Source organism: Actinoplanes sp. NPDC004185, assembly GCF_053603475.1.
Map to the genome: position 1 here is coordinate 134693 of NZ_JBSGFR010000014.1, position 12281 is coordinate 146973.

Annotated in this window: 11 protein-coding genes; 9 read left to right on the forward strand and 2 right to left on the reverse strand. The window is 71.5% G+C overall.

The window, feature by feature from the left end; all coding sequences use genetic code 11:
* Positions 1-6: 6 nt before the first annotated feature.
* Positions 7-486 (reverse strand): MarR family winged helix-turn-helix transcriptional regulator, encoded by a 480-nt coding sequence (locus ACWEOZ_RS16905; protein ID WP_451911599.1) that lies wholly within the window; start codon positions 484-486, stop codon positions 7-9.
* Between the two features lie 86 nt (positions 487-572).
* Between ACWEOZ_RS16905 and ACWEOZ_RS16910 the strand changes: the two genes are divergently transcribed.
* The 9 genes from ACWEOZ_RS16910 (at position 573) to ACWEOZ_RS16950 (ending at position 11603) form a co-directional block, all read left to right on the forward strand.
* Positions 573-1475 carry an alpha/beta fold hydrolase gene (locus ACWEOZ_RS16910; protein ID WP_451911600.1) on the forward strand — a complete coding sequence of 301 codons (903 nt, stop codon included), beginning with the start codon at positions 573-575 and terminating at the stop codon, positions 1473-1475.
* A 23-nt stretch (positions 1476-1498) separates the two neighbouring features.
* Positions 1499-3253, forward strand: coding sequence for an acyl-CoA dehydrogenase (locus tag ACWEOZ_RS16915; RefSeq protein WP_451911601.1), 1755 nt, complete (start codon positions 1499-1501; stop codon positions 3251-3253).
* Positions 3244-4017, forward strand: coding sequence for a glycerophosphodiester phosphodiesterase (locus tag ACWEOZ_RS16920; protein ID WP_451911602.1), 774 nt, complete (start codon positions 3244-3246; stop codon positions 4015-4017). Before ACWEOZ_RS16915 ends, ACWEOZ_RS16920 begins: the two co-directional genes overlap by 10 nt.
* Positions 4018-4106: 89 nt before the next feature.
* Complete coding sequence (locus tag ACWEOZ_RS16925; RefSeq protein WP_451911603.1) at positions 4107-6650, forward strand: alpha-L-arabinofuranosidase C-terminal domain-containing protein; 2544 nt, start codon at positions 4107-4109, stop codon at positions 6648-6650.
* Entirely contained in the window at positions 6647-8032 is a 1386-nt protein-coding gene (locus ACWEOZ_RS16930) for a family 43 glycosylhydrolase (protein WP_451911604.1), read from the forward strand. The genes ACWEOZ_RS16925 and ACWEOZ_RS16930 overlap by 4 nt, the downstream gene beginning before the upstream one ends.
* Positions 8033-8058: 26 nt before the next feature.
* Positions 8059-9456, forward strand: a complete 1398-nt coding sequence (lpdA, locus tag ACWEOZ_RS16935) for a dihydrolipoyl dehydrogenase (protein ID WP_451911605.1) — start codon at positions 8059-8061, stop codon at positions 9454-9456.
* Between the two features lie 91 nt (positions 9457-9547).
* The gene (locus tag ACWEOZ_RS16940; protein ID WP_451911606.1) at positions 9548-10204 is read left to right on the forward strand and encodes a PH domain-containing protein; all 657 of its coding nucleotides are present in this window, start codon (positions 9548-9550) and stop codon (positions 10202-10204) included.
* A complete protein-coding gene (locus ACWEOZ_RS16945) occupies positions 10188-10757 on the forward strand; it encodes a TetR/AcrR family transcriptional regulator (protein WP_451911607.1) in 570 nt (189 codons plus the stop codon). The genes ACWEOZ_RS16940 and ACWEOZ_RS16945 overlap by 17 nt, the downstream gene beginning before the upstream one ends.
* Positions 10758-10772: 15 nt before the next feature.
* Positions 10773-11603: a DUF6807 domain-containing protein gene (locus ACWEOZ_RS16950; RefSeq protein WP_451911608.1), complete on the forward strand. Its 831-nt coding sequence runs from the start codon at positions 10773-10775 to the stop codon at positions 11601-11603.
* A 317-nt stretch (positions 11604-11920) separates the two neighbouring features.
* Here ACWEOZ_RS16950 and ACWEOZ_RS16955 read toward each other — a convergent pair whose 3' ends face one another.
* Entirely contained in the window at positions 11921-12262 is a 342-nt protein-coding gene (locus tag ACWEOZ_RS16955) for a DUF1330 domain-containing protein (RefSeq protein ID WP_451911609.1), read from the reverse strand.
* Between the last annotated feature and the right edge of the window lie 19 nt (positions 12263-12281).

Here is a 12281-nt window from a genome sequence, read left to right on the forward strand (position 1 = left end):
CGCGGATCAGCTTTCGCCGGACAGATCCCGCATCAGCCAGCCGGGCGTGTCCAGCCGGACGGTGTTGTCGGCGAGCAAGCGGCCCAAGGTCTCCTCGAGCGCCTTGACGGAGTCCGCCCCCACCTGCCGTTCCCACTGCTCGCGCATCTCGTCGAAGATCGCCTCTCCCTCGCGCAGCATCGCGAGCCCGTGCTCGGTGACCGACAGGCGCATCCGCCGCCGGTCGGCCGGGTCGGGCTCGCGCCGCACGAACTCCCGCTCCTCCAGCCCGGCGATCGTCTTCGCGGCGGACTGCTTGGCGACCGACATCCGCCGGCCGAGTTCGGAGGCGCTGTCCGCGCCGGCCAGGATCGCCCGCAACGCGAAGTCGTGCACCGGCCGGACGTCCCGGTAGCCCCGCGCGGCGAGCTCGGCCGTCGCGCGGTCGGCCAGGTCACGGAATCCGCCGAGCAGGAGCAGGGCGAGGTCGGCTCCGGAGCGGGACATGCGGGCAGCCTATAAGAGCCTTTGACAAAGACAGCCTGGGTGTCTATCTTAATCGACACCCAGGCTGTCTATCTGAGGAGCCACCCGTGCCCGTCGTCACGCCTGCCGGAGCCACCGTCCCCGGCGTCACCCACCATGTCGTAGACGTCAACGGCACCCGGCTGCACTATGTCTCGGCCGGGACCACCGGCTCACCGATCCTGCTCGTGCACGGCTGGCCGGAGACGTGGTGGGCTTTCCACAAGCTGATCCCGCTGCTGGCCACCAGCCACCGGGTCTTCGCGGTCGACCTGCGCGGGTTCGGTGACTCGGGCACCGCCGACGGCGACTACGACGACGCCACCTCGGCCGACGACCTGCACCACCTGACCGGGCAGCTCGGCGTGGGGCCGGTCCACGTCCTGGGCCAGGACATCAGCGGCGGCATCGCGTTCCGCTTCGCCGCCACGCATCCCGGCGAGGTCCTGAGCCTCACCGCGGTCGAGTCCACCCTGGCCGGCTACGGGCTGGAGAGTCTCGCCGACGTCAACCACGGCGGCTCCTGGCACGTCGGCTTCCTCGCCGCCCCGGGCGTCCCGGAGATGCTCCTGCCCGGCCACGAACGGCAGCTGCTGGCCGACTGGGCCTACCCCCTGATGACCGCGGTCGAGGGCGCCGTCACCGAGGCCGACATCGACGAGTTCACCCGCTCGTACGCGCGCCCCGGCGGCTGGCGCGGCACGGCCGGTCTCTACCAGGCCGTCTTCGCCGACGCGGGCCGCACCCGGGCCCTGGCCGAGGCCCACCCGCTGACCGTGCCGGTCCTCACCGTCGACGCGGCCGGCGCACCGGTCACCGAGCAGACCTTCCGCCAGGTGAGCGCGGGCGAGCTCACCGCCGTACGCCTCGAGGGCGTCGGTCATTTCGTGGCGCAGGAAGCCCCCGAAGCGCTCGCCGCCGCCGTGCTGGACTTCGTGGCGCACGTCGACAACGGCCGCCGGGCCGGCTGAACGCCGGACGCTAGGGTGGGCTGATGGCGTCCAGTATCCTCTCGCAGCGCGACCTCGAGTTCCTGCTCTACGAGTGGCTCGACGTGGCCGGGCTGACCTCCCGGCCACGTTTCGCCGAGCACTCCCGCGAGACGTTCGACGCCTTCCTGGAGGTCTCCGCGCAGATCGCCGAGCGTGAGTTCGCCCCCCACAACCGGCGCAACGACGCCGAGGAGCCGCGCTTCGACGGCGAGCGGGTGCACATCATCCCGGAGGTCAAGGCCGCGCTGGCCGCGTTCAACGACTCGGGGCTGCTGGCCGGGTCGATGGACGAGGCGGTCGGCGGCCTGCAGCTGCCGCACGTGGTGGCCCGGGCCTGCTTCGCCTGGTTCCAGGCGGCCAACATCGCCACGTCGGCGTACCCGCTGCTCACCATGGCGAACGCCAACCTGCTGCTCACCCACGCCGCGCCCGAGCACGTCGCCCGGTTCGTGGAGCCCATGCTGGAAGGCCGCTTCACCGGCACGATGTGCCTGTCCGAGCCCCAGGCCGGCTCCACGCTGAGCGACGTCACCACCCGCGCGGTGCCGGCCGGTGACGGGAGCTACCGGGTCACCGGCAGCAAGATGTGGATCTCCGGCGGCGATCACGAGCTGAGCGAGACGATCGTGCACCTGGTGCTGGCCCGGGTCGCCGGGGCGCCGGCCGGAGTGAAGGGCCTGTCGCTGTTCATCGTGGGAAAGCACCTGGTCGGCGACGACGGCCGGGTGGGCGCGCGCAACGGCGTGGAGCTGGCCGGGCTCAACCACAAGATGGGCTTCCGGGGCACGACCAACGCGGTGCTGTCGTTCACCGACAGCGAGGCGTACCTGGTCGGCGAGGAGGGCCGCGGACTGGCCTACATGTTCCAGATGATGAACGAGGCGCGGATCGGCGTGGGCGCCGGCGCGGTGGCGCTGGGCTACACGGGCTATCTGCACGCGCTGGCGTACGCCCGCGAGCGCCTGCAGGGCCGCCCGGTGGCCGGCAAGGATCCTGTCGCCCCGCCGGTGCCGATCATCCGGCACCCGGACGTGCGCCGGATGCTGCTGGCGTCCAAGACCTACGTCGAGGGCGGCCTGGCCCTGGTCCTGTACGCGGCCAAGCTCGTCGACGAGCAGGAGACCGGTGACCCGGCGGCGGCGGCCGAGGCGCAGCTGCTGCTGGACGTGCTGACGCCGATCGTCAAGGCGTGGCCGTCGCAGTGGTGCCTGCTGGCCAACGACCACGCCATCCAGGTGCACGGCGGCTACGGCTACACCCGGGAGTATCCGGTCGAGCAGTTCTACCGCGACAACCGGCTCAACCCGATCCACGAGGGCACCGACGGCATCCAGGGCCTGGACCTGCTGGGCCGCAAGGTGGTCATGCGCGACGGGGCCGGCCTCAAGCTGCTGGCGCGCACGATCCGCGAGGCCGCCGGGCGGGCGCCGGCCGAGCTCGCCGACTATGCCCGCCTGCTGGAGGCCGGGTGTGAGCGGCTGGTCGAGGTCACCGGCAAGCTCTGGTCGGACGGCGACGCGGAACGCGCCCTGGCCAACTCCACCGCCTACCTGAACGCCGCCGGTCATCTCGTCATCGCGTGGATGTGGCTGGAGCAGGCGAGCGCCGCGACCGGCCGGGAGGGCGCGTTCTACGACGGCAAGCGCCTCGCCGCCCGCTACTTCTTCACTCACGAGCTGCCCCGCACCACGGCCTGGTTCGAGCTGCTGGAGAGCGGCGACACACTGCTGGCCGAGCTGGACGACGCGTGTCTGTAGGGGCCCGCCTGCCCTTCCTGGACTCCCCCGCCCCGCTGGCGTTCGCCCATCGCGGCGGGGCCGCCGCCGGCGACGAGAACACGGCGGAGGCGTTCGCCCGCGCGGTCGCCCTGGGCTTCCGGTACGTCGAGACCGACGTGCACGCCACGGCGGACGGCGTGCCGGTGGTCTTCCACGACGCTTCGCTGGACCGGCTCACCGGCACCGCGGGCCGGGTGGCCGACCTGCGCTGGGCCGACCTGGCGACGCTGCGGGTCGGCGGGGCGGGTGTGGTGCCCCGCCTCGACGAGGTGCTGGCCGCCTGGCCGGGGATCCGGTTCAACATCGACGTCAAGGCCGATACCGCGACCGCGCCGACGGTCGACGTGATCCGGCGCGGCGACGCCACCGACCAGGTGCTGCTCGCCTCGTTCAGCGACGCGCGGCTGGCCCGGGTGCGGGCGCTGGCCGGCCCGCGGGTGGCGACCTCGCTGGGCCGGGGCGAGGTGGCGCGGCTGCGGCTCTCGTCCTGGGTGGGCACGCCGCTGCGGCTGCCGGCCTCGGCGGTCGCGGCCCAGGTCCCCACCCGCCACGGCCGGGTGCCCATCGTGGACCGGCGGTTCATCGCCCGGGCCCACCGGCTGGGCCTGCAGGTGCACGTCTGGACGATCGACGATCCGGCCGAGATGGGCCGGCTGCTCGACCTGGGCGTGGACGGCATCATGACCGACCGCCCCGAGGTGCTGCGCGAGGTCTGGACGACTCGCGGACTCCCGCTCTCATAACACCAAGTTCGGTTACAAGGGCATTGACGATGTGTTATGCGTCGATGATAATCGGCCTGCGTTGTTAACGTTCACATAGGAGGACGCAGATGTCCCCGTACCGTGCGCTCCTCGGTCTCGCGACCGTGACGGTGCTGCTCACCACCGTCGGCGGCGCGGCGCCGGGCCTGGCCCAGGCCCCGGCGGTCCCGCCCGACTACACGATCACCGTCGACCGGACCGCCACCGGACCGGAGATCGCCGACTCCATGTACGGCGTCTTCTTCGAGGACATCAACTTCGCGGCGGACGGCGGCCTCTACGCCGAGTTGGTCCGCAACCGCTCCTTCGAGTTCCTCCCGGCCGACAACGCCGCCTACACCGGGCTGACCGCCTGGACGCCCGGCGCGGAGGCCGGCGGCGCGGGCACGGCGACCACCGCCGACGACGCGGCCCGGCTCAACGAACGCAACCGCACCTACCTCAAGCTGGCGCTGACCAACCCGGCCGGCGGGCGCTACGGCGTCACCAACTCCGGCTACAACACCGGTTTCGCGGTGACCCGCGGGGCCACGTACGACTTCTCGGTGTGGGCCCGCAGCGACTCCCCCGCCGGCACGCCGCTGACGGTGACCCTGCGCGACACCGCCGGCCGGCCACTGGCCGCGCCGGTCTCGCTCACCGTCCGCGGCGACGCGTGGACGCGCTACCCGGCCACCGTCCGGGCGACCCGCACCACCGACGCCGGCCGGTTGGCCGTGCTGGCCGGCGGCACCGGCACCCTGCGCCTGGACATGGTCTCGCTGTTCCCCCGCGACACCTACAAGGCCCGCCCCAACGGCCTGCGCAAGGACCTCGCCGACAAGATCGCCGCGCTGCGTCCCGGCTTCGTGCGCTTCCCCGGCGGCTGCCTGGTCAACACCGGCAGCATGGCCGGCTACGACGCGGCGGCGAACTACCCGCGGGCGCGCTCGTACCAGTGGAAGGACACCGTCGGGCCGGTGGAGACGCGGGCCACCAACGCCAACTTCTGGGGTTACAACCAGTCCTACGGGCTGGGCTACTACGAGTACTTCCAGTTCTCCGAGGACATCGGGGCGATGCCGCTGCCGGTGCTGCCGGCGCTGGTCACCGGCTGCGGGCAGAACCGGGCGACCGACGACCCGGCGCTGCTGCAACGCCACATCCAGGACGCCCTGGACCTGATCGAGTTCGCCAACGGCCCGGCCAGCTCGAAATGGGGCGCGCTACGCGCGCGGATGGGCCACCCGAAGCCGTTCGGCCTGACCCACGTGGCCGTGGGCAACGAGGAGAACCTGCCGGACGAGTACTTCGCCAATTTCCTGAAGTTCCGCGAAGCCATCGCCGCGAAGTACCCGCAGATCGTCGTGGTGAGCAACTCCGGGCCGGACGACCAGGGCGCGACCTTCGACAACCTGTGGGCCAAGAACAAGGCCGCCGGGACAGCCATGGTCGACGAGCACTACTACAACAGCCCGGCCTGGTTCCTGGGCAACAACAAGCGCTACGACTCGTACGACCGCAACGGCCCGAAGGTCTTCCTCGGCGAGTACGCGTCGCTGGACAACAAGCTGTTCAACTCGCTGGCCGAGGCGTCGTACATGACCGGACTGGAACGCAACGCCGACGTGGTCAAGCTGGCCTCGTACGCGCCGCTGCTGGCCAACATCGACCACGTGCAGTGGAAGCCGGACATGATCTGGTTCGACAACGACGAGTCCTGGGGCTCGACCAGCTACCAGATGCAGAAACTGTTCATGAACAACGTGGGTGACCGCGTGGTGCCCAGCCGGTCGACGGGCAAGGTGGTGCAGCCCAGGCCCATCACCGGGGCCGTCGGCCTCTCCACCTGGGCCACCGCCGCCACCTACGACGACGTCAAGGTGACCGCCCCGGACGGCGCGGCGCTGTTCAGCGACGACTTCTCCGGCGGCGCCGGGCAGTGGACGCCGGTGGAGCCGCGCGGCTCCTGGTCGGTCGTCGACGGCGCCTACCGCCAGACCGACACAGCCGCGCAGGACACCCTGGTCAAGGCGGGCAACATCACCGCCACCGACTACGACCTGACGCTGAAGGCCACCAAGCAGGCCGGCGCCGAGGGCTTCCTGGTCGCGTTCGGAGTGCAGCCCTCCGGCGAGCTCTACTGGTGGAACCTGGGCGGCTGGAACAACACCCAGGGCGCGGTCCAGAAGGGCGCCGGCGGGTCCAAGGAGATCGTGCTGGCCAAGCCCAACTCGATCACCACCGGGACCACGTACGACATCCGCATCGAGGTCCGCGGCACCCACGTCACGCTCTTTCTCGACGGGACAGAGTGGGGCAGCTTCACCGACGACCAGGTGACCGAGCCGTTCGCCCAGGTGGTCACCCGCGACGACGCCACCGGCGAGCTCATCGTCAAGGTCGTCAACGCGCAGGACACCCCGGCGGTCACCACGGTGGACCTGGGCGGACGCAAGGTCGCCGGGAAGGCCCGGATGACCGTGATCAGCGGCGACCCGCAGGAGCAGAACACCCGCTCGGCCGAGCCGATCCTGCCGGTCACCACGACCGTCGGCGGCATCTCGTCGACGTTCACCCGTACCTTCGCCCCGAACTCCGTGACCTTCCTGCGCATCCGGGAGTCCTCGTGAACACCGTCAGCCGCCGTACCGTCCTGCTCGGCAGCGTGGGACTCGCCGCCTTCCCGGCGCAGGCCCGCAAGGCCCGCACCGACGCCCAGATCTACGGGGTGACCACCACCGACCCGCTCATCGAGCAGCGCGCCGACCCGTTCATCACCCCGCGCCACCGCGGCCGGTACTACTTCACCGGCTCGGTGCCGGAGTACGACCGGGTCGTGGTGCGTGGCGCGACCACCATCGCCGGGCTGGCCACCGCCACCGAGACGGTGGTCTGGCGGCGCCCGGCGACCGGGAAGATGGGCGGCCACATCTGGGCACCGGAGCTGCACCGCATCGACGGCAAGTGGTACATCTACTTCGCCGCCGGCGACTCCGACGACGTCTTCCGGATCCGGATGTACGTGCTCGAGTCGGCACTGGCCGACCCGACCGACCCGGCCGGCTGGCAGCTGCGCGGCCAGATCGCCACCGAGTGGGACAGCTTCTCGCTGGACGCCACCACGTTCGCCCACCGCGGCCGCCGCTACCTGGTGTGGGCGCAGAGCGAGCCGGAGATCGCGGTCAACACCAGCCTCTACATCGCCGAGATGAGCTCGCCCTGGGCGCTGAGGACCAAGCCGACCCGGATCGCCACCCCGACGAAGAGCTGGGAGATCCAGGGCTTCAAGGTCAACGAGGGCCCGGCGGTGCTGATCCGCAACGGCCGGGTCTTCATGACCTTCTCGGCCAGCGCCACCGACGCCCGCTACTGCATGGGCCTGCTCACCGCGGACGCCCGCGCCGACCTGCTGGCCCGATCGTCGTGGACCAAGAGCCCGGACCCGGTCTTCGTGACCCGGCCCGAGACCGACCGGTACGGCCCCGGGCACAACAGCTTCACGGTGGCCGAGGACGGCGTCACGGACGTGCTGGTCTACCACGCCCGCGACTACCGGGACATCACCGGCGACCCGCTCTACGACCCCAACCGGCACACCCGGGTCCAGCGCCTGTACTGGCACCCGGACGGCACGCCGCTGTTCGGCGTACCGGTCGGTGCCGGCGGCCCGATCGTGCGGCTCTCCCCCGCCGACGCCCCGAAGCGCTTCGTCCAGCACGCCGACACCGCGCTGCTGGTCCGCCCGCCGGACCACGTCCTGGCCGACACGCAGTTCCGCTTCGTGCCCGCGGCCGGCGGCGCCGAGGTGATCCAGTCGGTCGACTTCCCCGACCGGCACGTGCGCGTCGCCGGCAGCGAGGTCCGGCTCGAGGCGGGCGCGCCGACCGCGTTCCGCCGGATCCGGCAGGGCAGCGGCGTACGGCTCCAGCTCGCCGACGACCCCACCCGCTACCTGCGGCACCGCAACGGCGTGGTGGTGACGGGCGACGCGTCCGTCTTCCTGCTCAGCTGAGCCCGCCCTGCGGGATACTTGGACCCATGAGTGAGCACTACGACCTGATCGTCCTCGGCGCGGGTCCCGGCGGCTACGTCGCCGCGATCCGCGCCGCCCAGCTCGGCCTGCGGACCGCGGTGGTGGAGGAGAAGTACTGGGGCGGCGTCTGCCTCAACGTCGGCTGCATCCCGTCGAAGGCGCTGCTGCGCAACGCCGAGCTGGCGCACATCTTCCACACCCAGGCCAAGACCTTCGGCATGAGCGGGGACGTGAGCTTCGACTTCGGCGCGGCCTTCGACCGCAGCCGCACGGTCGCCGACGGCCGGGTCAAGGGCGTGCACTACCTGATGAAGAAGAACAAGATCACGGAGTACGACGGCCGGGGCGTGTTCCGCGACGCCAACTCCGTCGACGTGACGCTGAGCTCCGGCGGCACCGAGACGCTGACCTTCGACAACGCGATCATCGCCACCGGCTCCACGGTGCGCCTGCTGCCCGGCGTCGAGCTGAGCGACAACGTGGTGACGTACGAGACCCAGATCATGGACCGCGACCTGCCGTCCTCGATCGTCATCGTCGGGGCCGGCGCGATCGGCATGGAGTTCGGCTACGTCCTGAAGAACTACGGCGTGGACGTCACCATCATCGAGTACCTCGACCGGGCCCTGCCCAACGAGGACGCCGACGTCTCCAAGGAGATCGCCAAGCAGTACCGCAAGCTCGGCATCCCGATCCTGACCTCGGCCAAGGTCGAGACGGTCACCGACAAGGGCTCCTCGGTCGTGGTCACCTACACCGCCAAGGGCAAGCAGGAGACCGTCGAGGCCGACCGGGTGATGATGTCGGTCGGCTTCGCCCCCCGCGTCGAGGGCTACGGCCTGGAGAACACCGGGGTCAAGCTCACCGACCGCGGCGCGATCGAGATCGACGACCACATGCGGACCAACATTCCCCACCTGTACGCGATCGGCGACGTCACCGCGAAGCTCCAGCTCGCCCACGTCGCCGAGGCCCAGGGCGTGGTGGCCGCCGAGACGATCGCCGGGGCGGAGACGATGACGCTGGGCGACTACCGGATGATGCCGCGGGCCACGTTCTGCCAGCCGCAGGTGGCCAGCTTCGGCCTGACCGAGCAGCAGGCCCGCGACGAGGGCTACGACGTGAAGGTGTCGACGTTCCCGTTCACCGCGAACGGCAAGGCGCACGGCCTGGCCGAGCCGACCGGCTTCGTCAAGCTGATCGCCGACGCCAAGTACAACGAGCTGCTGGGCGGGCACCTGATCGGCCCGGACGTCTCGGAGCTGCTGCCGGAGCTGACGCTGGCCCAGAAGTGGGACCTGACGGCGAACGAGCTGGCCCGCAACGTGCACACCCACCCGACGCTGAGCGAGGCCCTGCAGGAGGCGTTCCACGGCCTGACCGGCCACATGATCAACCTCTGATCCGCGACGAGGCCGGTCCCTGCCCTGGGGCCGGCCTCTTCCCGGATCTTTTTATATTGCAGTTGTATTGTCAAACCGGTAACCTGGCGCCATGCAGGTTCCCCCGCTCCTCCGCCGGGCCGCCACCACCGAGGCGGCGATGTGGCGCAGCATGTATCTCTGGGCCCGCCGCAAGCCGGTGACCCCGGCCCCGGGCGATCAGGCGTTCAGCTACCTGGGCGTGGTCACCCCGATCCTCGGCGTCTTCATCGGCCTCTCGGTGGTCGAGATCCCGATCCTCGACCTGATCATCCGCAAGGTGGTGCCCTGGGAGCCGGCCCGCTGGATCATGCTGGCGCTCAGCCTCTGGGGTCTGCTGTGGATGATCGGCCTGTTCGCCAGTCTGAAGATCAATCCGCACGTCGTGGGCCCCGCCGGGATCCGGGTGCGGATGGGCGCCGCCCACGAGGTCACCGTGCCGTGGGCCGACGTCGACACGGTCAGCAAGGCCTACCGCACGTTGCCGTCGAGCAAGTCGGTGCAGGTCGAGACGCACGGCGACCGCACGGTGCTCAACCTGCCGACCGGCAGCCAGACCGCCGTCGACATCAGGCTGCGCCACCCGGTGAGCTACTCCCTGCCCAAGGGCCCGTCCGCGCCCGCCGACGAGCTCCGGATCTACGTCGACGACCCCGACGGCTTCGTACGGGCCTGCCGGCCGGCGACCGGCGCCGGGCATGCGACCATGCGCCATGCCCAAGAAGGTTGATCCGGAGGAACGGCGCCGGCTGATCGCCGACGCCCTGATGCGCGTGGCCGCGGAGCAGGGCCTCGAATCGGTGAGCCTGCGCCACGTGGCCGCCCGGGCCGGCGTCTCGGCCGGGATGGTGCAGCACTACTTCAGCAGCCGCGACGAGATGATGACGTTCGCTCTGTCGGTCGTCCGCGAGCGCAGCCAGCGCAAGGTCACCGAGGCGCTGGCCGGGCTGGGCGCCGACCCGCCACCACGGCTGCTGCTGCGCACGATGATCGAGGCACTGCTGCCGCTGGACGACGAGAGCCGCGACAACGGGCGGGTGGCGCTGGCCTTCCTGGCGTACACGGCGGTCCGACCGGCCGCGGCGGCCGAGCTGCACGACGACACCGCCCGGATGGTCGACTTCGTGGCGAGCATGCTGAAGGTCCCGGACCCGGTCGGCGCCGCGGCGAGCCTGCTGGCCCTGATGGAGGGGCTGGGCATCTACCTGCTCGGCGGCCAGTACACGGCCCAGCGGGCGCTGCAGGCCCTCGACGCCCACCTGGACCTGCTGTTCCCGGCCTGAGGTAACGTCCGGGGCATGCGCCTGGCAGTGGGAGACGTCGATGTCGCCGAGTACGTGACGGAGCCGGCGGTCGACCCGCTGAACGGCCCGCGGCCGTACCTGCACCCGGTGCGCACGCTGGCCGGCGTGCCGGTGACAGATGTCCTGCCGGAGGACCACCAGTGGCACCTGGGCGTCTCGGTCGCGATGCAGGACGTCAACGGCGTCAACCTGTGGGGCGGCCGCACCTACGTGCGCGACCAGGGCTACACCTGGCTCGACGACCACGGCCGGATCATCCACGCCCAGTGGCTGGCGCAGTCGGCCGGCGGCTTCAACGAACGGCTGCTCTGGCTCGGCACCCAGGACGAGACCCTGCTGACCGAAACCCGCACGGTGGCGGCCCGGGCGGTCCCGCTGGGCTGGGAGCTCTCCTTCGCGTACGAGCTGAGCGCGACCCAGCAGGTCACCCTGGGCAGCCCGGCCACCAACGGCCGCCCCGGAGGAGCCGGCTACGGCGGCTTCTTCTGGCGGGCCGCCCCCGGTCCGACCACCGCCTTCACGGCGTCCCGCGACGGCGAGGAGTCGGTCAACGGCAGCGACGAGCCGTGGGTGGCGATCACCGGCCCGGGGCCGTACACGCTGGTCTTGCGCGGCCTCCGCGGCGACGACCGCTGGTTCGTCCGCACCGGAGCCGGCGGCTACAACGGCGTCTGCGCCGCCCTGGCCTTCGACAAGACGGTCACCGTGACGCCCGGCGCTCCGGTGGAACGGGACCTGACCGTGCTGGTGGCCGACGGTGCCCTGACCCGAGAGCAGATCGTGGAGGCGTTCAACTCCGTGGGGCCGGCCCCTGAGATCGCCTGAGCCGAGGCGGCGGTGACCGGACCGGTCCGGCGGGTGCTGGTCGTCGGTGGCCCGGGCAGCGGGAAGACCACCCTCGGCCGTGAGCTCGCGGCCGTGCTGGGGGTGCCGCACCAGGACTGGACCGGCTGGCCCACGACCCTCCGGCCTCCGCCCCCGGGCACCCTTCAGGCTCTGGCGGCGCGCGGTGGCCTTCCTGGCTCCGGTGGCCGGCAAGGTGATCCGCGGGGCGGCGGTCAGCGCCGGCGACGTGCTGACCCGCGCTCAGTCGTCGGACGGGTCCCGGCGACAGCCGTAGCGCGCCGGGACCGTGGCACAGCTCAGGGCGCGGTCGCGCGCAGCCTCGCCGCGGTGGTGCGGGCGTCGTAGTCCGGGCCCACACCGTCCACGAGGATCACGTCGCCCGGGATGGTGCCGGTCCGCAGCGGCAGAATGCGCCGGTACGCCGGCGAGTCGTACCAGGCGCGCGCCTCCGCCCGGTCGGGGAACTCGAGGAGCACGACCGTGCCCGGCCACTGTCCCTCCACGACCTCCACCTCCGCGCCGTGCACGAGGAAGCGGCCGCCGTACGGGTCCATGGTCTCCTGAATGGTCTCGATGTACTGCAGGATCTCCTCGTTGACGTCGGCCGGGCGCAGGTGCGCGATTGCGTAGGCGGTCATCGCCGGTCCTTCCCGCTGG